This window comes from Qipengyuania sp. (genome assembly GCF_043423005.1).
Taxonomy (GTDB): Bacteria; Pseudomonadota; Alphaproteobacteria; order Sphingomonadales; family Sphingomonadaceae; genus Qipengyuania.
Genome location: NZ_JBHWMI010000087.1, coordinates 1 through 23,897 on the forward strand (window position 1 = coordinate 1; position 23,897 = coordinate 23,897).

Annotated in this window: 26 protein-coding genes and 1 tRNA gene; 22 read left to right on the top strand and 5 right to left on the bottom strand. The window is 66.6% G+C overall.

Going from position 1 to position 23,897, the window contains the following annotated elements; translation table 11 throughout:
* Nucleotides 1-79: 79 nt before the first annotated feature.
* Genes ccoO through ACHFFA_RS11795 form a run of 10 tightly spaced genes read left to right on the top strand, consistent with a single transcriptional unit; the run spans nucleotide 80 to nucleotide 8,122 of the window.
* Nucleotides 80-898 (top strand): cytochrome-c oxidase, cbb3-type subunit II, encoded by an 819-nt coding sequence (ccoO, locus tag ACHFFA_RS11750; protein WP_394271020.1) that lies wholly within the window; start codon nucleotides 80-82, stop codon nucleotides 896-898.
* Entirely contained in the window at nucleotides 895-1,059 is a 165-nt protein-coding gene (locus tag ACHFFA_RS11755; RefSeq protein ID WP_394271021.1) for a cbb3-type cytochrome oxidase subunit 3, read from the top strand. The genes ccoO and ACHFFA_RS11755 overlap by 4 nt, the downstream gene beginning before the upstream one ends.
* Nucleotides 1,049-1,960, top strand: coding sequence for a cytochrome-c oxidase, cbb3-type subunit III (ccoP, locus tag ACHFFA_RS11760; RefSeq protein ID WP_394271022.1), 912 nt, complete (start codon nucleotides 1,049-1,051; stop codon nucleotides 1,958-1,960). Before ACHFFA_RS11755 ends, ccoP begins: the two co-directional genes overlap by 11 nt.
* Nucleotides 1,947-3,533, top strand: coding sequence for a cytochrome c oxidase accessory protein CcoG (gene ccoG / locus ACHFFA_RS11765; RefSeq protein ID WP_394271023.1), 1,587 nt, complete (start codon nucleotides 1,947-1,949; stop codon nucleotides 3,531-3,533). Before ccoP ends, ccoG begins: the two co-directional genes overlap by 14 nt.
* Nucleotides 3,530-3,976: a FixH family protein gene (locus tag ACHFFA_RS11770; protein ID WP_394271024.1), complete on the top strand. Its 447-nt coding sequence runs from the start codon at nucleotides 3,530-3,532 to the stop codon at nucleotides 3,974-3,976. The genes ccoG and ACHFFA_RS11770 overlap by 4 nt, the downstream gene beginning before the upstream one ends.
* Entirely contained in the window at nucleotides 3,973-6,108 is a 2,136-nt protein-coding gene (locus ACHFFA_RS11775) for a heavy metal translocating P-type ATPase (RefSeq protein WP_394271025.1), read from the top strand. Before ACHFFA_RS11770 ends, ACHFFA_RS11775 begins: the two co-directional genes overlap by 4 nt.
* On the top strand, nucleotides 6,105-6,260 hold the full coding sequence (ccoS, locus tag ACHFFA_RS11780; RefSeq protein WP_394271026.1) for a cbb3-type cytochrome oxidase assembly protein CcoS: 156 nt from the start codon (nucleotides 6,105-6,107) through the stop codon (nucleotides 6,258-6,260). Before ACHFFA_RS11775 ends, ccoS begins: the two co-directional genes overlap by 4 nt.
* Entirely contained in the window at nucleotides 6,257-6,475 is a 219-nt protein-coding gene (locus ACHFFA_RS11785) for a hypothetical protein (RefSeq protein WP_394271027.1), read from the top strand. The genes ccoS and ACHFFA_RS11785 overlap by 4 nt, the downstream gene beginning before the upstream one ends.
* A 32-nt stretch (nucleotides 6,476-6,507) precedes the next feature.
* A complete protein-coding gene (locus ACHFFA_RS11790) occupies nucleotides 6,508-7,821 on the top strand; it encodes a radical SAM protein (RefSeq protein WP_394271050.1) in 1,314 nt (437 codons plus the stop codon).
* Nucleotides 7,822-7,846: 25 nt separating this feature from the next.
* The gene (locus tag ACHFFA_RS11795; protein ID WP_394271028.1) at nucleotides 7,847-8,122 is read left to right on the top strand and encodes a hypothetical protein; all 276 of its coding nucleotides are present in this window, start codon (nucleotides 7,847-7,849) and stop codon (nucleotides 8,120-8,122) included.
* A gap of 20 nt (nucleotides 8,123-8,142) precedes the next feature.
* Here ACHFFA_RS11795 and ACHFFA_RS11800 read toward each other — a convergent pair.
* Nucleotides 8,143-8,216: transfer RNA gene (locus ACHFFA_RS11800), tRNA-Cys, on the bottom strand.
* Between the two features lie 97 nt (nucleotides 8,217-8,313).
* On the opposite strand from ACHFFA_RS11800, the gene ACHFFA_RS11805 reads away from it, so the two are divergent.
* On the top strand, nucleotides 8,314-9,093 hold the full coding sequence (locus ACHFFA_RS11805; RefSeq protein ID WP_394271029.1) for a thioesterase family protein: 780 nt from the start codon (nucleotides 8,314-8,316) through the stop codon (nucleotides 9,091-9,093).
* Nucleotides 9,094-9,096: 3 nt separating this feature from the next.
* Here ACHFFA_RS11805 and ACHFFA_RS11810 read toward each other — a convergent pair whose 3' ends face one another.
* Complete coding sequence (locus ACHFFA_RS11810) at nucleotides 9,097-9,903, bottom strand: crotonase/enoyl-CoA hydratase family protein (RefSeq protein ID WP_394271030.1); 807 nt, start codon at nucleotides 9,901-9,903, stop codon at nucleotides 9,097-9,099.
* Nucleotides 9,900-11,123, bottom strand: a complete 1,224-nt coding sequence (locus ACHFFA_RS11815) for an LL-diaminopimelate aminotransferase (RefSeq protein ID WP_394271031.1) — start codon at nucleotides 11,121-11,123, stop codon at nucleotides 9,900-9,902. Before ACHFFA_RS11815 ends, ACHFFA_RS11810 begins: the two co-directional genes overlap by 4 nt.
* Before the next feature lie 141 nt (nucleotides 11,124-11,264).
* Here ACHFFA_RS11815 and ACHFFA_RS11820 point away from each other — a divergent pair, with 141 nt between their 5' ends.
* From ACHFFA_RS11820 to lptG, 6 genes are all read left to right on the top strand, one after another.
* Entirely contained in the window at nucleotides 11,265-13,154 is a 1,890-nt protein-coding gene (locus ACHFFA_RS11820; RefSeq protein ID WP_394271032.1) for a PHA/PHB synthase family protein, read from the top strand.
* 80 nt (nucleotides 13,155-13,234) lie between these two features.
* Nucleotides 13,235-13,633 carry a hypothetical protein gene (locus ACHFFA_RS11825; RefSeq protein WP_394271033.1) on the top strand — a complete coding sequence of 133 codons (399 nt, stop codon included), beginning with the start codon at nucleotides 13,235-13,237 and terminating at the stop codon, nucleotides 13,631-13,633.
* Between the two features lie 9 nt (nucleotides 13,634-13,642).
* A complete protein-coding gene (locus tag ACHFFA_RS11830; protein WP_394271051.1) occupies nucleotides 13,643-13,918 on the top strand; it encodes a phasin family protein in 276 nt (91 codons plus the stop codon).
* Between the two features lie 211 nt (nucleotides 13,919-14,129).
* Nucleotides 14,130-14,504 (top strand): ATP-dependent Clp protease adapter ClpS, encoded by a 375-nt coding sequence (gene clpS, locus ACHFFA_RS11835; protein ID WP_394271034.1) that lies wholly within the window; start codon nucleotides 14,130-14,132, stop codon nucleotides 14,502-14,504.
* Between the two features lie 121 nt (nucleotides 14,505-14,625).
* Nucleotides 14,626-15,843 (top strand): LptF/LptG family permease, encoded by a 1,218-nt coding sequence (locus tag ACHFFA_RS11840; protein ID WP_394271035.1) that lies wholly within the window; start codon nucleotides 14,626-14,628, stop codon nucleotides 15,841-15,843.
* A gap of 8 nt (nucleotides 15,844-15,851) precedes the next feature.
* The gene (lptG, locus tag ACHFFA_RS11845) at nucleotides 15,852-16,946 is read left to right on the top strand and encodes an LPS export ABC transporter permease LptG (protein ID WP_394271036.1); all 1,095 of its coding nucleotides are present in this window, start codon (nucleotides 15,852-15,854) and stop codon (nucleotides 16,944-16,946) included.
* A 158-nt stretch (nucleotides 16,947-17,104) separates the two neighbouring features.
* On the opposite strand, the gene ACHFFA_RS11850 is transcribed toward lptG, so the two are convergent.
* Entirely contained in the window at nucleotides 17,105-18,205 is a 1,101-nt protein-coding gene (locus tag ACHFFA_RS11850) for a fatty acid desaturase family protein (RefSeq protein ID WP_394271037.1), read from the bottom strand.
* A 127-nt stretch (nucleotides 18,206-18,332) separates the two neighbouring features.
* Between ACHFFA_RS11850 and ACHFFA_RS11855 the strand changes: the two genes are divergently transcribed.
* From ACHFFA_RS11855 to ACHFFA_RS11865, 3 genes are all read left to right on the top strand, one after another.
* Entirely contained in the window at nucleotides 18,333-19,559 is a 1,227-nt protein-coding gene (locus ACHFFA_RS11855; RefSeq protein WP_394271038.1) for an N-acetyltransferase, read from the top strand.
* Between the two features lie 15 nt (nucleotides 19,560-19,574).
* A complete protein-coding gene (locus ACHFFA_RS11860; protein WP_394271039.1) occupies nucleotides 19,575-20,000 on the top strand; it encodes a response regulator in 426 nt (141 codons plus the stop codon).
* A gap of 342 nt (nucleotides 20,001-20,342) precedes the next feature.
* Nucleotides 20,343-21,134, top strand: coding sequence for a response regulator (locus tag ACHFFA_RS11865; protein ID WP_394271040.1), 792 nt, complete (start codon nucleotides 20,343-20,345; stop codon nucleotides 21,132-21,134).
* 81 nt (nucleotides 21,135-21,215) lie between these two features.
* Here ACHFFA_RS11865 and ACHFFA_RS11870 read toward each other — a convergent pair whose 3' ends face one another.
* A complete protein-coding gene (locus tag ACHFFA_RS11870; protein WP_394271041.1) occupies nucleotides 21,216-22,793 on the bottom strand; it encodes a CHASE domain-containing protein in 1,578 nt (525 codons plus the stop codon).
* Nucleotides 22,794-23,072: 279 nt separating this feature from the next.
* On the opposite strand from ACHFFA_RS11870, the gene ACHFFA_RS11875 reads away from it, so the two are divergent.
* Nucleotides 23,073-23,258, top strand: a complete 186-nt coding sequence (locus ACHFFA_RS11875) for a NepR family anti-sigma factor (protein ID WP_394271042.1) — start codon at nucleotides 23,073-23,075, stop codon at nucleotides 23,256-23,258.
* A complete protein-coding gene (locus tag ACHFFA_RS11880) occupies nucleotides 23,258-23,866 on the top strand; it encodes a sigma-70 family RNA polymerase sigma factor (protein ID WP_394271043.1) in 609 nt (202 codons plus the stop codon). Before ACHFFA_RS11875 ends, ACHFFA_RS11880 begins: the two co-directional genes overlap by 1 nt.
* Nucleotides 23,867-23,897: the final 31 nt, after the last annotated feature.

Below are 23,897 nucleotides of genomic sequence, written 5' to 3' on the forward strand. Positions count from 1 at the left end.
CGAAGCTCCGATGACCGACGCCGCCTACGATCCCGTGGCCGATCGCCCGATCGTCGCCGAACCTGCCGAGTAAGCCAAGATGACAAAACCTTCGCAAGAAACGCCGAGTGACGCCAGGCTCGAGGCCGAGGAACCCCTCGACGTCGAACTGACGGTCAAGGGCCACAAGCGGATCGAGCGCAACGTGACCCTCCTGGGCGTGCTGACCTTCGTCGCCGTTGCGATCGGCGGCGTGGTCGAGATCGCGCCGCTGTTCTGGATCGACAACACGATCGAGCCGGTCGAAGGCGTGCGGCCCTATACCCCGCTCGAACAGGCGGGGCGGGACATCTACGTGCGCGAAGGCTGCTATACCTGCCACAGCCAGATGATCCGTCCCTTCCGCGACGAGATCGAACGCTATGGCCATTACAGCCTGGCGGCCGAAAGCATGTACGACCATCCGTTCCAGTGGGGCTCCAAGCGCACCGGGCCCGACCTTGCCCGGGTCGGCGGTCGCTATTCCGACGAATGGCACGTCCAGCACCTGCAGGACCCGCAGAGCGTGGTGCCCGAAAGCGTCATGCCGCAATACCGTTTCCTGTCGGAAACCGATCTCGAGATCGGCGATCCGGCGGCGACCCTGCGGGCGCTGCGCCGGGTCGGCGTGCCCTATTCCGATCGCGATATCGAACAGGCCCTGTCCGACCTTGCGTTGCAGGCGACGCCCGATGCCGAAGGCGATGTCGAGGATTTCATCGGCCGCTATCCCAAGGCGCAGGTGCGCGATTTCGACGGCAATCCCGATCGGCTGACGGAGATGGACGCGCTGGTCGCCTATCTCCAGATGCTCGGCACGCTGATCGACTTTCAAAGCGGCGGACCTCATGAGGAACTGGCGCAGGAGAAGGGGCGATGAGCCTGTACGAGACCCTGCGCCACTTCGCCGACAGCTATGGCCTGATCGCCATGATGGCGGTCTTCCTGGTGCTGTGCCTGTGGCCTTTCCGCCCCGGCGCCAAGCGCCACAACCGCGCCGCCGCGCACTCCATCTTCAAGGACGACAGCGATGGCGAATAAGCGCATCGACGAGCCGACCGGAACCCGCCTCGTCGGCCACGAATGGGACGGGATCGAGGAACTCGATACCCCCATGCCGCGCTGGTGGCTGATCACCTTCTGGCTGACGATCCTGTTCTCGCTCGGCTATGTCATCGCTTACCCGGCATGGCCGATGATCGAACGGGCGACCGAAGGGGTGCTCGGCTGGTCGAGCCGCGGACAGCTGGCGCAGGAGATGTCGGTCGCCGATCAGTCGCGGGTCAGCGTGCGCGAGGCGCTGGCGCGGATCCCGATCGAACGCCTGAACGAGGACAGCGAACTGATGGCGCAGGCGGTCGCGGGGGGGAATGCGGCCTTCAAGGTCCATTGCAGCCAGTGCCACGGCGCGGGCGCGGCGGGCAGCCAGACCCTGGGCTATCCCAATCTGAACGACGACGACTGGCTGTGGGGCGGCGACCTCAAGGCCATCGAATACACGCTGGTCCACGGCATCCGTCAAGCCGGCAACGAACGCACCCGGATGAGCGTGATGCCGGCATTCGCGGGCGCGCTCGAACCGGCGCAGCTCGATGCCGTCGTCAGCCATGTGCTGTCGCTCAGCGGCAAGGCCCGGACGAGCCCGCTCGGGGCCGAGGTCTATGCCAACAATTGCGTGGTCTGCCACGGGCCGGCCGGCGAAGGGAGCCGGGAACTGGGCGCTCCGCGGCTGAACGATGCAATCTGGCTGCGCGGGGGAAGCCGCGAGGATATCGCGCGCCAGATCCTCAATCCCCGGATGGGCCAGATGCCCGCCTGGGAAGGGCGGCTCGATCCGGTGACGATCAAGATGCTGGCGGCCTATGTCCACTCGCTCGGGGGCGGCGAAGACTTCGTGGAGGTCGCCGAACAACCGGGCGAAACAGTCGATGAGCAACCCTGACGAACGCAAGCCCGGCGATGGCCGCGACTGGTCGGTCGTGGTCGAGGACGGGGTCGCCAAGACGAACGATCCGGTAAGCAGCGCCGTCGCCCGGCCCGAGGCGACGACGCTGCGCCACGAACCTCACGAACCGGCCCGCACGCACCTGCCCCAAAAGCTGTTCGAGAAACGCGTCGCGGTTCACAACAAGCGCGTCGACGGGCCGTTCCGGCGGTTCAAGTGGTTCGTGATGCTGGTCACCCTCGGCATCTACTACATCACCCCGTGGCTGCGCTGGGACCGTGGCCCCTACGCCCCCGATCAGGCGGTCCTGATCGATCTTGCCAACCGCCGCTTCTACATGTTCGGCATCGAGATCTGGCCGCACGAGTTCTACTTCGTCGCCGGGCTGCTGATCATGGCGGGCATCGGCCTGTTCCTGGTCACCAGCGCGGTCGGCCGGGCGTGGTGCGGCTATGCCTGCCCGCAGACCGTGTGGACCGACCTGTTCCAGCACATCGACCGCTTCGTCGATGGCGACCGCAATGCCCGCATCCGCCTGGATGCCGCGCCGTGGACCTGGGGCAAGGTCTTCCGGCGCGCGTTCAAGTGGTCGATCTATCTCGTCATCGGCTTTCTCACCGGCGGCGCGTGGATCCTCTATTTCGCCGACGCGCCCACGCTCGTGCGCGATTTCTTCGCGCTCGAAGCGGCGCCGGTCGCCTATATCACGGTCGCGATCCTGACGCTGACCACGGTCACGCTGGGCGGTTTCATGCGCGAGCAGGTGTGCATCTACATGTGCCCCTGGCCGCGCATCCAGAGCGCGATGCTGGACGAGAAATCGCTGATCGTCACCTACAAGGACTGGCGCGGCGAACCGCGTGGCAGCGTGAAGAAGGCGCAGAAGCATCCGGGCGAATACGGCGACTGCATCGATTGCCTTCAATGCGTCTCGGTCTGCCCCACGGGGATCGACATTCGCGAAGGGCCGCAGGTCGGCTGCATCACCTGCGCCCTGTGCATCGACGCCTGCGACAAGGTGATGGCCGAAATCGGCCGCCCGCGCGGCCTCATCGATTACGCGACGCTGGAGGATTGCGAACGCGAGGCCAATGGCGAAACCCCTCGCTCGCCGTGGCGCACGCTGCTGCGGCCGCGCACCATCGCCTATTCGCTCATCTGGGGGAGTATCGGGCTCGGCCTGCTGTTCATGCTCGGCGTGCGCAGCCATACCGATCTCAGCGTCTCGCCCGATCGCAACCCGCCCTTCATGCTGATGAGCGACGGCTCGATCCGCAATGCCTTCACTCTTAAGCTGCGCAACATGGAAAGCCGCCCGCGCGATATGACGGTGTCGCTCGCCGGCCTGCCGGGGGCGGTGATGTGGTCCGATACGATCCGCCGCCAGGACGCCGCGCCGACCCAGACGGTGACGGTCCCAGCCGACGAGACCCGCACGGTGCGGGCCTATGTGATGGTGCCCGCCGGAACCACGGCGCGCGATTTCACCTTCACCATCACGTCCAACGACGAGCAGCGTGAAAGCGATACGGTGGCCACGCGCTTCTCGGCCCCGGGGGACGCACAATGAGACGCGAGTTTACCGGGCGGCACATGACGGCCGTGATGGTCGCCGGCTTCGGCATCGTCATCGCGGTCAATCTGTTGATGGCGGCATTGGCGACCAGCGGATTCGGCGGCGTCGTGGTCGACAATTCCTATGTCGCCAGCCAGAAATACAATGGCTGGCTAGAGACCGCGCGCCGGCAACAGCAGCTGGGCTGGGATGCGGTCGCCACTCGCGAAGGCGGCGGGCGGATCGCGCTCGCCACCACCGGCGTTCCGGAGACGGCGACGATCACGGCCGAATTGCGGCGCCCGCTGGGCCGCCCGGAAACCACCCGGCTCGCCTTCGATGCGGCGGCCCCGGGACGCTACGTTTCGCGCCAGCCGGTCGCCCCCGGGCGCTGGATCGCGCGGGTTACCATCACCGACGGCACCCGCCGCTGGGCGGACGAGATGCCGCTCGAATGAACGCGCCGACGGTTTTTGCCGCCGGGCAGGCGCTGCCGCTGGTCGATACCCGGCTGACCGTGCCGGGCATGCGCTGCGCCGGATGCATCGCCAAGATCGAACGCGGACTGGCCGGGGTCGAGGGGGTCGCCGCCGCGCGGGTCAACTTTTCGTCCAAGCGGGTGGCCGTGCGCCACCTTCCCGAAATCGGCGAGGCGGATCTGGTCGACGAGCTGCGCCGGCTCGGCTTCGAGGCGCAGGCCGTCGCCGCCAATCCCTTGGCGCAGGACGATCGCGAAACCCGCAGCCTGCTGCGCGCTCTGGCGGTGGCTGGCTTCGGCATGATGAACATCATGCTGCTGTCGGTCAGCGTGTGGTCGGGCGCCGGCGGGGTGACGCGCGAGCTGTTCCACTGGCTTTCGGCGCTCATCGCCATTCCCGTGGTCGCCTACGCAGGCCGGCCGTTCTTCGCCTCGGCCGCGATGGCGCTGCGGCATCGGCGCACCAACATGGATGTGCCCATCTCGATCGGGGTTGTGCTGGCGACCGCGCTAAGCCTCTACGAGACCGTCACCGGGGGCGAACACGCCTATTTCGACGGCGCGGTGATGCTATTGTTCTTCCTCCTTTCGGGCCGGGCGCTGGATGCCGCGATGCGCAACCGCACGCGCGCCGGCATCGGTGCGCTGCTGGGGCGGATGGGGCGCAGTGCCGGGGTGGAGCAGGCCGACGGCTCGATCATGCGGGTGCCGGCAGAGGCGCTGGCGCCGGGCATGGTCATGCTGGTCGCGGCCGGAGAGGCGCTGGCGGCGGACGGGGTGGTCGAGGGCGCCGGCGGCACGATCGACAATTCGATGCTGACCGGCGAAAGCACGCCCGAACGGGTCGCCCCCGGCGACACCGTCCATGCCGGGGCGATCAATCTCGTCGAGCCGATCCGCGTGCGGATCACCGCCGCGGGCAGCGATACCGCGCTGGCCGAAATCGCCCGCTTGATGGACGAGGCCGGGCAATCGCGCAGCCGCTATGTCCGCATCGCAGACCGCGCCTCGCGCCTTTACGCGCCGGCAGTCCACACCCTTGCCGCACTGGCCTTCGCCGGATGGATGATCGCCGGTGCCGGCTGGCATCAGTCGCTGGTGATCGCGATTGCGGTGCTGATCATCACCTGCCCCTGCGCCATGGGCCTCGCCGTGCCGGCGGCGCAAGTCGTCGCCTCGGGCGCGCTTATCCGCAAGGGCCTGCTGGTCAAGGACGGCAGCGCGCTCGAGCGGTTGGCCGAGGTCGACGTCGCGGTGTTCGACAAGACCGGCACGCTCACCGTTGGCGAGATGCGCGCCGACATCGCGCCGCTTTCCGAGCAGGACCGTCCGGTCGCTTTGGCCCTGGCGCAGGCGAGCCGTCATCCGCTCAGCGTCGGCCTGGCGAAATCGCTCGCCGCTGCGGGCGTTGTCCCCGCTCCTGTCGAGGATGTTCGCGAAGAGCCGGGGAAGGGTGTGACCGGAACCATCGCCGGAACGCCAGTCGCAATCGAGCGGGCCGCGGAGGTCACGAGCGCGCCGAGCGTGCAGCTGCGCATCGGCGCGCGCACGATCCCCATCACCTTTGCCGACCGCTTGCGGCCCGATGTGCGTGAAGCGCTCGCTGACCTGCGCACCGCCGGTCTCGCGCCGCAAATCCTCTCCGGCGACAGCGCCCCGGCCGTGGCGGCGGTGGCCCGCGAACTCGGCCTTGCCGGCGAAGGCGGGATCGACCCGGCTGGAAAGTTGACGCGGCTCGAGGCACTCAAGGCTGCCGGCCACCGACCGTTGATGGTGGGCGACGGCCTTAACGATGGGCCGGCGCTCGCCGCCGCCCATGCCTCCATCGCGCCCGGCACAGCCAGCGATGCGAGCCAACAGGCGGCCGATGCCGTCTTCATCGGCGAGCGGCTGATGCCGGTCGCGCTGGCGGTATCGGTCGCCCGGGCGACAATGCGGATCGTGCGGCAGAACATCGCCTTTTCCGTCGCTTACAACATCCTTGCCGTGCCGCTGGCGCTCGCCGGCATGGTCACCCCGCTGATCGCCGCGCTCGCCATGTCGCTGAGCTCGATCGTGGTGGTCGCCAATTCGCTGCGCCTCGCCCGCGCCGCCAGGGGCGTTCGCGGATGAGCGTGCTGGCCTATCTCATCCCGGTCGCGCTGGGCATGGGCGCGGCGGGGCTGGCGCTGTTCTTCTGGGCGATGCGCAACGGCCAGTTCGAAGATCTGGACGGCGCCGCCAACCGCATCCTGATCGATGACGAGGACCAGGATCTGCCATGACCGCCCTGTGGCTCGCCATGGTCGCCCTCGCCCCGCTCGCCCTCGTCACGACGCCTGCCAACGGTGCAACCATGTCGGTCTCGCTGTGCTCGGGCGGGGAGGTGCGCACGGTGGAGGTGCCGATCCCCGGCAAGGCGCCAGAGATGCCCGCGGATTGCGCAATCAAGGCCTGCCACGCGGCGTGCCAGCGCAAGCAAATTGATCGAGCGCAATGACGGCGCGGCCCCGCCCCGGCACTACGGCCAGCATGTGGCCCTATCATCCCGATCTGTTGGCGACCCCCGTCCCCCGCTACACCAGCTTTCCCACCGCTGCCGAGTTCGGTGAAATCGGGCGCGACGATCATCGTGCGGCGCTGGCGCAGGTGGAAGGCGACGTCTCGCTCTACGTCCACATCCCGTTCTGTGAGAAAATCTGCTTCTATTGCGGCTGCAACACCGGGGCGGCAGGGCGGCGGCACCGGCTGGAAAGCTATCTCGATGCGCTTCACCGCGAGATCGAAACCGTCTCCGGCGCCCTTCCGTCCGGCACCCGCGTGCGGCGCGTCGCGTTCGGCGGCGGCAGCCCCAATGCCATCGCGCCGACCGATTTCGTCCGCCTGGTCGATGCGCTGACCATCCGTTTCGGGCTCATCGACCCCGCCTATTCGATCGAACTCGACCCGCGGACCATGTCGCGCGAATGGGCCGAGGTGATCGCCAGCGTCGGCATCACCCGCGCAAGCCTCGGCGTGCAGACCTTCGCCAGCCATTGCCAGGAGCGGATCGGGCGGGTGCAGGACGAGGCGCTGATCGTCGAAACCACCGACCTGCTGCGCGAGGCAGGCGTCACCTCGCTCAACTTCGACCTCATGTACGGCCTTCCCGGCCAGTCTCACGAGGATCTGATGGACAGCCTGCAACGCACCCGCGTGCTGGGGGCGGACCGGATCGCGCTGTTCGGCTATGCCCACGTGCCGCACATCGTCCTCCGGCAGAAGGCAATCGATGCCAGCGATCTCCCCGATCAGGCGACCCGCTTCGCCATGGCGGCGGCCGGCTATGCCTATCTCGTCACGCACGGGTACACGGCAGTGGGGTTCGACCATTTCGCAAGGCCCGGCGGCGACCCGCTGGCGGTGGCGGCGCTGGGCGGAACGCTGAGGCGCAATTTTCAGGGGTTTACCGACGACGATGCCGCGACCCTTATCGGCCTCGGCGCATCGGCGATCTCGTCCTTTCCGCACCTCCTCGTCCAGAACGAGAAGAACAGCGGACGCTACCGTATGAAGGCGGGGGCCGGGCAGCTCGTCGGCGAGCGCGGCATCCGCCGCTCTGCCGACGACCGGCTGCGCGGCGCTATCATCGAGCAGCTGTTGTGCCGCGGCCATGCAGCAGTGCCGCCCGCACTGCTCGAGGCGGCGCGCCACGGCCTCGCGCCCTTCGTGGACCGGGGGCTCGCCTCGATCGCCGCCGACAGCCTGTCGATCGCGCCTGAAGGGCTTCCTTATGCACGCACCATCGCGGCCCTGTTCGATCCCTACCGCCAGCTTTCGCCCCGCCGTTTCAGCTCCGCGGTCTAGCCGCCGCAGTCAAGAAGGACAGCTCATGCCGCTTTGGTTCTTTCCCGCCCTCATCGGCCTGTGCGCCACAGCCACCCTGATCGCCGGCATCTGGCTGCTGCTGCACCTGCGCGACGTGATCGGGCTGTTTTCGGCCAGCCGGTCCAACGATTTCGTCCGCGGACCGGGCCGCAAGCAGGCCTCGGGCGGGGCCATCTGGCTGGCCATCATCATCTTCAACGCGGGCTGGATCGCTTCGCTGCTGATCTGGATCTTCGTCATCGGCGGCGAAGCCAATGCGGTGACCGACGCGCGGATCTGAACTTTCGCGGCAAGGAGGATTGGAGGCCCGAGCCGGAATCGAACCGGCGTGCAAGGATTTGCAGTCCTCTGCGTAACCACTCCGCCATCGGGCCTCGACGCGGGAGAGCGGCGGACTAGCGGGTCCGGCGCGGCAATGCAATCGGCTATCGCGGGCTGGACGGGGGCGGCGATTGTGTCCAAGCAGCCGGCATGACCATTTCTTCGCTGACAGAGGCGATCACCGCGCAAGGCGGCGCGACCCGCCTCGACAATGCCGCCGACTGGATGCAGGGCCGCACGCTCTATGGCGGGGCGTCTGCCCTCCTTGCCTATACCGCCGCGATCAAGGCGTTCGACGGGCTGCCGCCGCTGCGCGCGGCGCAGGTCGGCTTCGTCGGCCCGGTGGGCGACAGTTTCGAGATAAGGCGCGAGATCGTGCGCCAGGGCCGCAATGTCACCCAGGTGCGCAGCGAAATCCTCGGCGAGAGCGGGGTGCTGTTGACCGGGCTGTGGCTGTTTGGCGAGACGCGCGAGGCCAATGCGCTTCGTCCGGCTGATCCGGTCACCCCCGTGCCCGACCCGCCCGAGGCGCAGGATAGCGCAATGCACGAGGCGGGACCGGCGTTCATCGCCCGGAACTTCGAAATCCGGCGGGCCGCAGAACCGGGTGCCGATGGCAAGCCGCTGGTGCGTCGCTGGGCCCGATTGACCGATGCCGGCGCGCTCGACCCCGTCTCGCAGATCATCCTGGTGGGCGATGTCCTGCCGCCCGGCGCGATGCGGGTGATGCGGCGGATGGGACCCATCAGCTCGATCAACTGGAGCTTCAACCTTCTCTCGACCGCGCCCGAAACCCGCGACGGGTGGTGGCTGGCAGAGGCGGTCTGCCAATATGCCGACGATGGCTATTCGTCCGAGGGGCTGCGGCTGTGGAATACCGATGGCCAGGCGATGCTCGACGGAATGCAGAGCGCGGCGATCTTCGGCTGAGGCTCAGTCCTCGGGAAACACCGGAGCGCGTTTCTGCATCGCCGCCATCACCGCCTCGACCTGATTGGGCTGGCGAATGATGGCATCCTGTTCGCGGCTCTCGGCCAGCAGGATCGCATCCTCGCCGTCCTCGTGCATTACCCGAAAGAGGCGTTTCGCGCCGCGGATCGCGTGGGGGTTCTTGGCCGCGATCTCGCGGGCCAGCGCAAGTGCCCGGGCCAGCGGATCGTCATCGAGAATGGTCGCGAGGCCCAGGCGGACGGCCTCCTCGCCCGAAAATTCGCGATTGGTGTAGACCAGTTCGCGCAAGCTGTCGTCACGCACGAGCCCGCGCCACAGGGCATAGCCGGCCATGTCGGGGACGAGGCCCCATTTCATCTCCATGATCGCCATGCGCGCCTGTGGGTGGACCACGCGGAGGTCGGCCCCGCTGGCGATCTGGAGGCCCCCGCCGAAGCACACCCCGTGAACCGCCGCGATCACCGGCACCGGGCATTGCCGCCAGACCATCGCCGCGTATTGCGCGCGGTTGGCATTGCCATGAGTGCGTTCGGCCAAAGTGCCCTCGCCGGTCGCAGAAGCTTCGGCGAAGCGGGAGGTATCGAGCCCGGCGCAGAACGCCCGCCCCTCGCCCGACAAGACCGCCACCCGCACCCCCGGCCGCGCCGCGACCGTCTCGCCCGCCGCGATGATGGCATCGAACATCGCCGGGTCGAGCGCGTTCATCTTGTCTGCCCGGGTCAGGCGGACGTGCGCGATGCCGCCGTCAAGCCAGTCGATCGCGACCCGGCCGCCGTCCGCGCCGCTCATGCCTGCGCCCTCCGCGCGAAGGCGACGGGCTGGGCGGCGGGGGTGTGTTCGGCCAGGAACCGCTTCACGCTCCGCGCCGCTTGGCGGATGCGCTGCTCGTTCTCGACCATGGCGATGCGCACGAAGCCTTCGCCTTCCTCGCCATAGCCAACCCCCGCGGCCACCGCGACGCCGGCATGTTCCAGCAAGCGCTTGGAAAACTCGAGACTGCCCATCCCCTCGAACCCGGGCGGCAACGGCGCCCAGGCGAACATGCTGGCAGCGGGCGCCGGGATGGGCCACCCGGCGCGGGTGAAGCTTTCCACCATGACGTCACGCCGCCGGCGATAGCGTTCGCGGTTCTGCTCGACCACGTCCTGCGGCCCGTTGAGTGCAGCGCAGGCCGCCGCCTGGATCGGAGTGAAAGCGCCATAATCGAGATAGCTTTTCACCCGCGTCAGCGCGGCGATGAGTTCCTGGTTGCCGACCGCGAAGCCCATCCGCCAACCGGCCATCGAATAGGTCTTGGACATCGAGGTGAATTCGACCGCCACGTCCTTCGCGCCCCTGGCCTGAAGGATGGACGGCGTCGGCTTGCCGTCGAAATAGAGCTCCGAATAGGCCAGGTCCGACAGCACCCACACCTGGTTCTCGCGCGCCCAGTCGACCAGCCGCTGGTAGAAGGCGACATCGACCACCTCGGCGGTGGGATTGCTGGGATAATTCACCACCAGCACCGTCGGCCGCGGAACGGTGAAGGCCATCGCATTGTCGAGCGCCTTCCAATAGCGCTCGTCCGGCGTGGTCGGCACGGCGCGGATCGTGGCCCCGGCGATGATGAAGCCGAAGGTGTGGATCGGATAGGTCGGGCTGGGCGCTAGTACCACGTCGCCCGGCGCGGTGATCGCGGTAGCCATCGAAGACAGGCCTTCTTTCGAGCCCATCGTCACCACCACCTCGCGCTCGGGATCGAGTTCCACCCCGAAACGGCGGGCATAGTAATTGGCCTGCGCGCGGCGAAGGCCGGGAATGCCCTTCGATTGCGAATAGCCGTGCGCGGCGGGCTTGGCCGCGACTTCGCACAACTTATCGATCACGTGCTGCGGGGGCGGCTGGTCGGGGTTGCCCATGCCGAGATCGATGACATCGCGCCCCGCCCGCCGTGCGGCGTGGCGCATCGCGTTCACCTCCGCGATGACATAGGGGGGCAGACGCTTGATGCGGTAGAATTCCTCGGACACAAATCCCTCCAGCCGGGTTGCCGTTCGCCTTGATACCTCATCGCACCGCCTGCGCAACGGCACTGGTGCAAAGCTGGCGCGTATTGCCTATCGTGAAGGCCGGGCGGTGCCGTGCCCGCCCAGTTCGCGAGGTTTGCCGCCATGACCGACAGTCCCAACCCGTCCGCCCAGCCCGCCGCCGGTAGCGCCTCGGCCGCCTCCGCGTTCGAGGACCAGATGAAGCTGGCCGAGGCCTTCTTCGCGCCCTTCGCGGGAACCGGCGCGGCCGCCTTCACGCCCGACGATATCGCCCGTTGGACCGAGGTCGGCACGCGGCTGCAAGCGCTGTGGATGCAATATCAGGCAGAACAGCTGAGCCGCCCGGAAACCCTTTCGGCCGTGTTCGATTCTTCCCGGTGGATGGGTCTGGCGAGCAGTTGGTACCGCCAGATGCCGCTCGCCCAGGCGCAGCAGCAGCAGGCGCTGTGGGACGAAGGGTTTCGCCTGTGGCAACAGGTGCTGGCCCAGTATGCCCCGGGGGCGGACGGCGGCACCGAAGGGCAGGCCGGGCCACAGCTGCCGCGCCAGGATCGCCGCTTTGCCGACGGGCGCTGGCGCGCGCATCCGGCCTTCGCGCTCATCCACCAGACCTATCTGTTCCTCGCCGAGCGCGTCGCCCAGATGGTCGAGCAGATGGACGGGCTGACCCCGCAGCAGAAGGACCAGCTGCGCTTCACCACCCGCACCATCACCGATGCGGCGAGCCCGGCGAACTTCCCGCTGACCAACCCCGTCGTCCTCGAACGAACGCTGGAAACCAGGGGCGAGAACCTCGTGCGCGGAATGGAGCACCTGCTGGCGGACCTGCGCCGCGGCCAGCTGACCCATACCGACAGCGGCGCCTTCAAGCTGGGCGAAAACATCGCTAACACGCCGGGCAAGGTGGTTCACGAAACCCCGCTCTACCAGCTGATCCAGTACACCCCGACGACCGACGAGGTGCTGGAAACCCCGCTCGTCATCTTCCCGCCGTGGATCAACCGGTTCTACATCCTCGACCTCAACGCCAAGAAAAGCTTCGTGCGCTGGACGCTCGACCAGGGGGTCAGCGTATTTATGGTCAGCTGGAAATCGGCCGATGCGTCGATGGCGGAGATCGTGTGGGACGATTACATCCGCGCGCAGATCGAGGCGATCGATGTGGTGCGCCAACGGCTCGAGGTGCCGGCGGTGCATACTATCGGCTATTGCGTGGCCGGCACCACGCTTGCCGCAACACTGTCGCTGCTGCATTCGCGGGGGGAGGCCGACAAGGTGGCCAGCGCCACCTTCTTCACCGCGCAGGTCGATTTCGGCAAGGCGGGCGACCTCCTCAACTTCATCGACGATCAGCAGCTCTCGACGATCGAGACCTTGAGCACCGACGGCTATCTCGACGGGCGGTACATGGCGGCGGCGTTCAACCTGCTGCGGGGTACGGACCTCATCTGGAACTACGTGGTCAACAATTACCTGCTGGGCGAAGATTACCCCGCCTTCGACCTGTTGCACTGGAATGGCGACGTCACCAATCTGCCGGCCAAGTGGCACCGGCAGTATCTGCGCGACCTCTACCGCGACAACAAGCTGGTCCAGCCCGGCGCGCTTACGATCGACGGCGAGGCGATCGATCTCGGCCAGGTCCGAACACCGACCTATGTGCAGGCAGGCAAGGAAGATCACATCGCCCCGGCCGAAAGCGTGTGGAAGATTACCGAACACTTCAACGGGCCGCTGCGCTTCGTCCTTGCCGGATCGGGGCACATCGCCGGCGTCGTCAATCCGCCGTCCTCGGGAAAGTACCAGTACTGGACCAACGACCAGTCGCCCGCGACCCTCGAGGCGTTCCGCGAAGGCGCGAGCGAGCACAAGGGCAGCTGGTGGCCTGACTGGATCGAATGGCTCCGCGGCCAGGCCCCCGCCACCGTCGCTGCGACGGGGCGGCGGGTACCGGGCGGCGCGGGCGACCAGGTGATCGAGGATGCGCCCGGACGCTACGTCATGGCCCGGTAGGCTCATTGTGCACTGCACAATAATTCCTTGACCCTTGCGTCATCGGCGCCTATTTGTGCAGTGCAACAAAGAGGTATGTGATGGCCCAGAGCCGAAATCAGAAGAAGAAAGCCGCGCCCCCCGCCGCGGCCAAGCCGGATACGGAGGTGAGCCTGGCTGCCGTTGCGGCAGCTGTGGCGACGGACGCCCCGCCCCCGGTGGACGAAACGGCGATCGAACAGGCCGTTGCCGCCGAAGGCGATCCCCACCCTGCCAAAGTTCCTGCCGGCGATGATGCCGCAAGCACCCCCATTCAGACCATCAAGGAAGATACCATGGCCGATACCACCAATCACGAAGCCGAAAAGATGACCCGCAACACCGCCGACATGGCCGCCACCGCCCAGGAGCGCATGAAGGCTGTCTATGGCAAGGGCACCGAAATGACTTCGGAAGCTGTCGAATTCGGCAAGGGCAACGTCGAAGCCTTCGTCGAATAGAGCCGCATCCTGGTCTCGGGCCTGCAAGACCTCGGCCGCACCTACGCCGACGAGGCGCGCACGGCCGCCGAAACCATGCAGGACGACATGCGCAAGCTGACGTCCGCCAAGTCGCCGACCGAGATGCTTCAGCTTCAGGGCGAGATCGCCCGTCGCAATTTCGATGCGATGGTCGCCACCGCTTCGCGCAGCACCGAAGCCATGATCAAGCTCGCCAACGAGGCTTTCGCGCCGGTTTCGAACCGCATGAGCCTCGCCGCCGACAAGGTTGCGCGCGCCGCCTGATCGGCAGCGACAGTTTCATCGGCCGGCGCGTTCCTCTCCCTCTCTCCTGCCGGACGATGATACCGATGGGCCGGACCGCTTCATGCAGTCCGGCCCTTTTCGCGTGTGGCAGCGAAGTTGTGCCGCCCCCGCTTGGCAGGTGCGCAAGGCATCCCATATTCGTCCCTTCGATGCTTGCGATGCTCCCCCACGATACGATAGTGCGCCCCCGATGACCTTCACCGCCCCCCTGCCCCCGGTTCTCGCCGCTTCGGTCCCCGGCGGCAACGACACGCATGAGGGCGACGGGCAGAGCCAGACAGGCGTCGCCACCAAGACCCGTACGCGGCCCAAGAAGCCCAGCCAGTACAAGGTGCTGCTGCTGAACGACGACTACACGCCGATGGAATTCGTCGTCATCGTCCTCAAGCGCTTCTTCCGCATGGACATGGAGGAGGCGACCCGCGTCATGCTGCATGTCCATCAGAAGGGCGTGGGGGTATGCGGTGTGTTCACCTACGAAGTGGCTGAAACCAAGGTCAACCAGGTGATGGACTTCGCGCGCGAGAACCAGCACCCCCTGCAATGCACGCTCGAAAAGGCCTGAGCCCAGGCAACGCCCGCCGCCGGCCCCCGCTTGGCAGGCCCCCGCTTGACAGGCAGGGCATGACGCGGGCGTTTTTTGCAGGTAGGGGCGGGTTTCCTTGCCGCCTGCAACCGGACCCTTCGTGTTCAATTTCCTTCCCGCGATAGACCGCTACATCTTCCGGCTGGTGATCGTCCCGATGCTGGGCGTGTTCGCCATCGCGGCGTCCTTGCTGACGCTCGACAAGATGCTGCGGCTGCTGGATTTCGTGGCCGTCGAGGGCGGGCCGATCGGGGTCGTCTTCAAGATGCTGGCGACGATGATCCCGGAATACGCCAGCCTCGCCATCCCGCTCGGGCTGCTGCTCGGGATCCTGCTCGCCTTCCGCAAGCTCGCCACGTCGAGCGAGCTCGACGTGCTGCGTGCGGTCGGCATGAGCTATGGACGGTTGCTGCGCATCCCCTATGCGATCACCGCGGTGCTGATGGCCCTAAACGTGGCGCTGGTCTTCTTCATCCAGCCGGTCTCGCGCTACACCTACGAACGCCTCGAATACGAATTGCGTTCGGGCGCGCTCGGCGCGTCGATCAAGGTCGGCGAGTTCACCACGCTGGGCGACCGCATGGCGCTGCGCATCGAGGAGAGCGAGGACAAGGGGCGCAGCCTCAACGGGATCTTCGCCCGCATCGGCACCGATGGCGGGCAGGTCATGTCGATTGCCGCCCGCGAAGGCGCGTTCCTCGCCACGGCCGACAGCCAGGACACCATCATCCTGCGGCTAACCGACGGGACCATCGTGCAGGACAGCCGCTCGACCCATCCGCGGGTCTTCACCTTCACCCGGCACGATCTGCCGATCGACCTGCCGGCGATCGAACGATTCAGGGAGCGCGGCGACGAGACGCGCGAATTCATCCTGCCCGAACTGCTGCGCATCGGCTGGTCGCGCGAACAGCCCGCCGACGTGCGCGATGCCAGCCAGGCCAGCTTCAATTTCCGCCTCGTCGAGGTGGTGATGATGGCGCTGATGCCGCTGCTGGCGGTGGCCCTGGGCATCCCGCCCAAGCGATCGACCAGCGCGCTGGGCGTGTTCCTGTCGATCGTGATGGTGGTCGCCTACCACAAGATCAATCAGTACGGCGAAGACGTCGCCGCGCTGGGCCGGGTCGATCCCACCATCGCCTTGTGGGGACCGTTCTTCGTCTTCGCCGCACTGATCGTGTGGATGTACTGGCGGGTCGCCTATGTGCCCGGCGGGCAGGCGATCGGGGCGCTCGAAACCTGGTTCGCCAAGCTTGGCAAGCGGCTCGGCCGGTTGCTGCGCCCGCGCCGCCGGGTCGCCCCGGTGGCGGCGGAATAGGGCTGGCGATGTTCGATTTCTTCCCCTCGCGCACACTGACGGTCTACCTTGCGAAGATGTTCGCACTGCGCATCTTTGCGGTGCTCGTCATGCTGGTGCTGGTCCTGATGATGCTCGACCTGCTGTCGACCAGCGGCGATATTCTGGCGGTGCCCGGCAACGGCCAGCAGGAACTGCTGACCTATGCCAGTCTGCGGGTGCCGCAACTGATCCAGCGGTTCCTGCCCTATTCGGTCCTCCTCGCCACGCTGATCACCCTGGTGACGCTGAACCAGAACAGCGAGGTCATCGCGATGAAGGCGGCGGGGCTGTCGGCGCATCAGGTGCTGGCCCCGCTGCTGCTGACGGCGCTGGCCCTGTCGGTGTTCAGCTTCGTCTTCAACGAACGCGTCGTGACCCGGGCAACGGCGACCCTGGCGGCCTGGGATGCGGCCGAATACGGGCCGATCCCGCAGGCCTCCGGCGTCCGCGCCAATGTCTATGTGACCGAAGGCAGCAATGTCCTGACCGCGCGTCAGGCGACCGGGCGGGGCGAGGCCGTCGCCCTCACCGGCGTCACCTTCTACCGCCGCAACGCACAAGGCAGTTTGATCGAGCAGATCGATGCGGCAACGGCGCGCTACGCCGCGCCCGGCTGGCGGCTCGAGGATGTCCGCCGCTTCGACGTCGCCACCGCCTCGACCACCACGGCCCCGGACCTCACAATCGCGCCGGGATTGTCGCCAAGCCAGTTCGACCTGGTCGAGATCGAACCCGATGCGGTCCCTTTCTGGGAGCTCGGCCCGGCGATCACCACCTTCGCGGAAGCCGGCCGCCGGACCAGCGAGCTGCGCGCCAAATGGTGGCACAAGCTTTCGGGCCCGCTTTCGGCGTTCCTGATGCCGCTCCTGGGTGCGGTGGCGGCCTTCGGCTTGGCGCGATCGGGCCAGCTGTTCGTCCGCGCGATTATCGGGATGGCGCTGGGCTTTGCCTATTTCGTGGTCGACAATGCGGCCCTCGCCCTCGGGAGTTTCGGCGGGTATCCGCCGTTCCTCGCCGCATGGTCGCCGTTCTTCCTGTTTGCCCTGATCGGCGAAACGGTCCTGATCCGGACCGAGGAATGATGCCTCAGACGGTTATCGATTCCGTCATATCCGCACGTTAGACTGAACGCAGGCCCGTGCCTTCCGGGCATGCGCTTACCTTGGCCGGTGTGCCGGCATCCGGGGAGGGCCGTCTCCAGGCACCGATGGGGGCGGCCTTTCGCGCCCCTCTGCCCGGATCAGCCGCGCGGGCGGCCCATCGTGCTGCGCGCGATGCGGGTGACCAGCGGCGCCATGCCCTTGTGATTGGCCCCGTGATAGGTCGATTCCTCGCCCAGTTCGCGGGCCAGCCGGCGGTGCGCCTCGGGCAGCGAATGATAGGGCATCGAGGGCATCAGGTGATGTAAGGCATGATAGCGCAGCCCGACCGGGGCCCAGATCTCCGCGATGAAGCCGGGGGGCGGGACATTAACCGAATCGAGGAATTGCGCGGTCACCGTCATCGCCTCGCCCTCGTTCTCCCACAGATGCGCGACGAGGGTGCGAAGCTGGTTGAGCAGCGCGGTCAGCGAGACGATTCCAAGGGCGATCAGCAAGGCCCGCCAGCCGAGCGCGAAGGCTGCGCCGATCACGATCCATGACCAGACGAAGCCCAGTGCCTCGAGCCGCACCACCCGCGGCGCGAGATCGCCTTCGGCCGGGCGGCGGCGGAAGGCGGGGTTGATAGCGAGCGCGGAAAAGCGCGCCCACGTCAGCCGGCGAACCGCCGGGATCAGCGCGCCCAGCGGGACCAGCACGGCGAAGCGAAACAGCAGCGCAATCGGCGCTAGCACCGAAACGATGACGAACAGCGGGAGGCTCCACGGCTTCATCAGGGCCAGCGGGAGATACTCCGGATCCTCGATGGTGCCGTACTGGGTACGCTTGTGGTGGATGGTATGGACGCCCTCGTACATGAACGAAGGCGTCAGCAGCGGAATGCCGACCAATGCGTTCCAGCCGGCCCGAAACCCCGGCAGCGCGCCGTTGCGCAGGTGCGAGATTTCGTGGATGAACAGCAAGGCGCGGTACAACGCCAGCGACGAAACCAGGCCGAGCACGATGGCCAGCAAGGTGCTGTCGGTCAGGATCGCCCCTGCCATCGCGCCATATCCGATCAGGGCCGACAGGATCATGTCGGTCCAGTAGATGCCCGGACGCGCCTGAGCGATGTCTAGCGTCAGGTCGCGGGCACCGCGCAGCATCGCCTTGTCGTCGGCGATCTGGGCGTGCCAGCCGCGCCCTTCGGGGCGGGCCGCGGGGGCATCGCCGGCGCGGCCGAGAGCCTGTTGTGCATTCATGACGTAATCCTGCAATTCCTGTCCAACCGGGCCCTCGTGCCATCCCCCGCCCGGCCTGCGGGGGGTTCTTGACATCGCCATCCCAAGCCTATCCAGAGCGAACCCGCCCTGAACGAGGACGCCGCCCGTGTCGCAAAAGAAGATAGTTATCGCGCCCGCCCGCAGCAAGCGCGAGCGCGCGCGCTTCGTCGACCTCGGCCTCAGCTTCGCCGCACGCGAACCGCACTGGGTTCCGCAACTGCGGTCCGAGATGCTCGAACTGGTCGATCCGGCGAGGAACCCGTTCTTCGGCCATGCGCTAGTCGAACTGTTCATCGCGCGGCGGGGCGATCGGCCGGTCGGGCGGATCGCCGCGCATATCGACAAACTGGCCCTGTTGCTGCCGTGCGATCAGGGCATGGGGCCGGGAACGGGCTTCTTCGGCTATTTCGATGCCGAGGATGACGAGGTCGCGCGCGCCCTGCTCGACACCGCCGAGGGGTGGCTGCGCGAGCAGGGGATGAACCGCATTCTCGGCCCGATTTCGCTGTCGATCTGGGAGGAACCGGGTTTGCTGGTAAAGGGGCAGGATCATGCCCCGATGATCATGATGGGGCACCATCCGGCGCATTACGCGGGCTGGATCGAACAGGCCGGCTATGCCGAGGCCAAGCGTCTTTTGACCTACGATCTCGAGATCGGCGAGCGTTTCCCCCCCCTGGTCGAGCGGATCGTCAGGTCGGGCGAGCGCAACGAGCGCATCCGCATCCGCCCGGTCGACACCGGCCGCTGGGACGAAGAGGTGGCGACCATCCTTGCAATCCTCAACGATGCCTGGTCGCGCAACTGGGGTTTCGTCCCGTTCACGCCCGAGGAAATCGCCCATGCCGGCAAGAAGCTGAAACCGGTGATCTTCAGCGATCTCAACATGATCGCCGAACTCGATGGCCGGCCGGTCGCGTTCATGCTGACGCTGCCCGATATCAACGACGTCTTGCGCAAGATCGACGGGCGGCTGTTCCCGTTCGGCTGGGCACGGCTGCTCGCCTGGTTGCGCAGGCCGCGGGGCATGGGGATGCGGGTGCCGCTGATGGGCGTGCTGCGCGAGTTGCAGAACTCGCGCCTCGCCAGCCAGCTTGCCTTCATGCTGATCGATCGCATCCGCCAGAGCGCCTACGGCACCTTCCGCTCGCGCCGGGCCGAGATCGGCTGGATCCTCGATGACAACAAGGGCATGATGGCCATCGCCGATGCGATCGGCAGCCGGATCAACCGGGAATACGTCATTTACGAAAAAGCGCTAGGTTCCGCCATCGGGGGGAACCCCGAGTCGTCCGCTCTCGTTAGCGGGGACGGATCCGCAGCGACCGCGTGATCGAGGGAGGGCCCGGTGGCAGCAGACATGAAGGATCCCGCGCGGCTCCCCCGGAGCGTTCTTGTCGTGGAAGACGATCCGGTGCTCGCGATCGGCATCGAAACGGCATTGCTCGACGCCGGCATCGCCACGGTGGAACTGACCTCGACCACAGACGATGCCCTTGCCGCGCTGCGCCGGGCGACCCCCGGGGCAATCGTTCTCGACGTGCATCTGGCCGATCGCGACGATGGCTGGGCGATTGCCGAACTGGTCGCAACCCTCGGCGCGGATCGGCCGCAGATCATCTTTTCCACCGGCAGCCCGCACGACATTCCCGAGACGATCGCGGCCATCGGCGTGGTTCTGGAAAAACCCTATCCCCCGGCTGACTTGATCGCGGCGCTGCGCGAACCGAAAGCCCGCGGGCTGTTCTCCCGCATCCGCCAGGTTCTGCGCTAGTTAGACCGTCCGCGACCGTTGTGTACGGCTTGCGGTCCGGCTTTCAAAAGACAGGAAAAAAAGGCCTTCGCTCGATTAGGAGCGAAGGCCTTTCGGGATCGTATCACCAGCCGCTTGGACGGGAGGGGGGGTCTCGGCGGTGACATAGACCAAATGGCCGAGCCGTTCGGGGGTTCCCGCCGCCTGAAAAAAAGTTCGGCCCTGTCTGGTCGGCGTTCTTAAAGCCCTGCCTTGGCGATTGACTCAGGGTTCAGGCATGTCACAGCGCGCAGGCATCCGGGACACTGCGGAACCCAAGCGGCAAGGCGCACGTTACCGGCACGAAACCATGGAAGGGGTCTTATGTCACTTGGTGACCAGATAGCTCGGAACTTGCCTTATCTTCGTCGCTACGCCCGTGCGCTCACCGGATCACAGGCCACCGGCGATGCTTTCGTGCGCGCCACGCTCGAGGCGGCGCTGGCTGACGATCAGCTCAAGAGCTCGCTCGAAGGCGGGCGGGTGCCGCTCTACCGGGCGTTCAACAAGGTCTGGGCCAGCGCCTATATGGACGTGCCCGATGCATCCTCGGAAGGCAGCCACGAAAGCGCCGCGCAGAACCGCCTGAAATCGATCACGCCGCTCAACCGGCAGGCACTGCTGCTGACCACGCTGGAGGATTTCTCCATCGATCAGGCGGGCGAGATCATGGACCTGCCCCCGGCCGAAATCGAAAATCTGGTGCAGGAAGCGGTGCAGGAAATCGACCGCGAATCTTCTACCAGCGTCCTCATCATCGAGGACGAGCCGCTGATCTCCATGCAGCTCGAGGATCTCGTCACCTCGCTCGGTCATGAGGTGTGCGGCACCGCCGCCACCCGGACGCAGGCCCAGGAAGTGGTCGCGGAGAAGACCCCCGGCCTGGTACTGGCGGACATTCAGCTGGCCGATGGTTCATCGGGGCTCGACGCGGTGGACGATATCCTTGCGATGGACAGCGTGCCGGTGATCTTCATCACCGCCTACCCCGAACGTCTGCTCACTGGCGATCGGCCCGAGCCGACCTATCTCGTCACCAAGCCGTTCCAGGAACAGACCGTGCGGGCCGCGATCAGCCAGGCGTTGTTCTTCGGATCGAGCCGCCCGCTGGGCTGATCGATCCGGCCTTACCGGCTCATAAGGGCCGCGCGGAGGGATGCTTCGCGCGGCCTTTTCGTGCCCGAGGCAGTGCCGTGTTCAGGCGCGCTTGCTGCGCAGCTGGAAATCGCCGGTCGCCCGCACCGGAACCCGCAGGATGCAGCGCACGCCCTTGGGGTCGAATTCCAGTTCCACCGGATGGCGCAATTCGTGCGAGACGATCTTCTCGATCAGATCGGTGCCGAAGCCGCGCTTGGAGGGGCGCTCCACATTGGGGCCGCCGCTTTCGCGCCATTCGATCTCGGCCAGCGAACTCCCGAGCAGGCGCCAGCGCACCTCGACCTTACCGCCCGGTACGCTGAGCGCGCCGTATTTGGTGGCGTTCGTCACCAGCTCGTGAATCGCCAGACCGAGCGACAGCGCATCGTTGGGCGCCAGTTCGACCGCGGGTCCGTCAAGCTCGATCTGCTGATCTTCGGTTCTGGCATAGGGCGCCAGTTCTACCTCGACCACCGAATAGAGCGGCGTGGTCCCCCAATCCGACTGAGTGAGGAGATCGTGAGTCGCCGACAGCGCGCGGATGCGGTTGTCGATCCCTTGTGCAAACTCGTCGAGCGAGGTCGCCCGCCGCCGGGTCATCGACACGATCGACAGCACGTTGGCGAGGGTGTTCTTGACCCGGTGGTTGAGCTCGCGCGTCAGCGAATTGCGGATCGAGTTCTGCTGCGCGAACCATTCGAGCGAACGGTGATCCTCTTCCGCCTGCTTGGTCAGCAGGCGCAACACCACCGTCAGCAGGGTAGCGACCGCCAGTCCGAACATGAGCGTGATGAGCGACAGTTGCGAAAGTCGCGTTTCGCGCGCGCTCTGTACCTCGACCAGCACGTCGTGGTTGGCAAGGTCGAGTTCGCGCGAGATGCTGATGCCGTCGTTGCGCCAGCGCCCGTCCTGGGCCAGCAGGCGGCCCATCTCGCTGTCGAAGAGACGCACCGCGATGCCCTCGTCCGTCCGCGCATCCACGGCCGAACGCAGAAACTGGCGCGCATTGATCGGGGTGTAGATGAAGCCGCGCAGCACCCGTCCGCTGCCGGAAATGTCGAACACCGGCATATAGATGAGGAAACCCTGGCTTTGCGGATCGTCCTCCTGCTTGAGGACGACGATTCCGCTGGCGGTCGGGCGCATTTGGCGCAGCGCCTCGTCCATTGCTTGCCGGCGGGTGGGTTCGGCATACATGTCAAAGCCGATCGCACGCCGGTTGCGCTGGGTATCAGGTTCGAGATAGAGGATCGGAAACAACCGCCGCCGGGGCATCTCCGCAAGGCTCGGCGTCACCCGTCGCTTGCCTGATGCCCCCTCGCCGAGCCGGGCTTCGAACTCCGCGACCTGAGAGGCATCGACCAGCGGCGCCCAGCCGATCCCTTCCACCCCGCGATAATCGGTATTGAGCTGGAGTTCGGCGACGAAACGGCGAAACAGTCCCGGGGTAATCTCGTCCTGCGCCCCCACCAGCGCGGCGCCCGCCCGCAGATATGCGCCATTGGCAAAGGCGCGGCGTTCGATCGCCGAACCGATGACCTGCGCATTGCGATTGAGTTCGGCCATTTCGCGAACGCGTTCACCGCGCTCGATCGAGAACACGCTGACGATCGTCACCGCAATGATCAGCAGAAACACCAGTAGCGGGAGGGCCCGCGGATACTTGACGAGCCACCTGCGCCCGTCCCCTCGCTCTCCTGTCGATCGATACGCCAGAACAGCCTCGTCAATCTGCCAAGTCAGTCATCCTGTCTTAAGCGCGCAGCGGGGTTTCCGTTCCGTTGGGCGGGGGATTTCACGTGGCCGTGCCAAACCGGTCCTCACCATTTGCATTTCCCGGGAACTTGTGGGAACGACGGCCTTCCCGGCCCTTTGGCCGACACCATGTATCGCAGTTGAAGAGGCATTTTCGCTGATATGATGGACAGCAAATCCTTTGCCGGCGACCACGGCGCCGACGAAGGCCGCACATCGGGACGCCGCGCGATGCGCAAGAACCCGGACTGGACCAATGGCCTGAGACAGCTTTACGATGCGGTCGTCGACGAACCGCTGCCGGACCAGTTCAGGGACCTGCTCGCGCAACTGGACAAGAAAGGCTGATGGAAGCCGCGCCCAGGACCGCTGCCGACGCGGCGGATTTCAAGAAAGAGCTTACCGATGTGGTGCCGCATCTGCGGGCCTTCGCGCGCGGCCTGTGCGGCCGTGCCGACATGGCCGACGATCTGGTGCAGGAAACGCTGCTCAAGGCCTGGGCAGCGCAGGAGCGCTTCCAGCCCGGCACCAGCATGCGCGCGTGGACCTTCGTCATCCTGCGCAATGCCTACCTCACCGACATGCGCCGCAATCGCTTCCGCGGCGATTATGACGAAACGGTCGCCGAACGTATCCTTACCGCGCCGGCGGGACAGGAAGAGCCGATCCACCTGTCGGACATGCACCGGGCCCTGCTGACCCTGCCGCCAGAACGCCGCGAGGCGTTGCTGCTGGTGGGTGCGGGCGGCTTCTCCTACGAAGAGGCGGCCAATATCTGCGGCTGCGCGGTGGGCACGATCAAGAGCCGTGTCGGGCGCGCCCGCGCAGCGCTCAACGTCATGTTGAGCGAGGGCAGCATCCCGCAACGCTCGATCGACGATGCCGCGGCCCACCGTGCGATCCTCGAAGAGCTGGACGAAGTCGCCGCCGGTAACGGCACGATCTCGCGGACCTGAAGCCGCGGTGGACACGTCCGCTGCGCCGGTC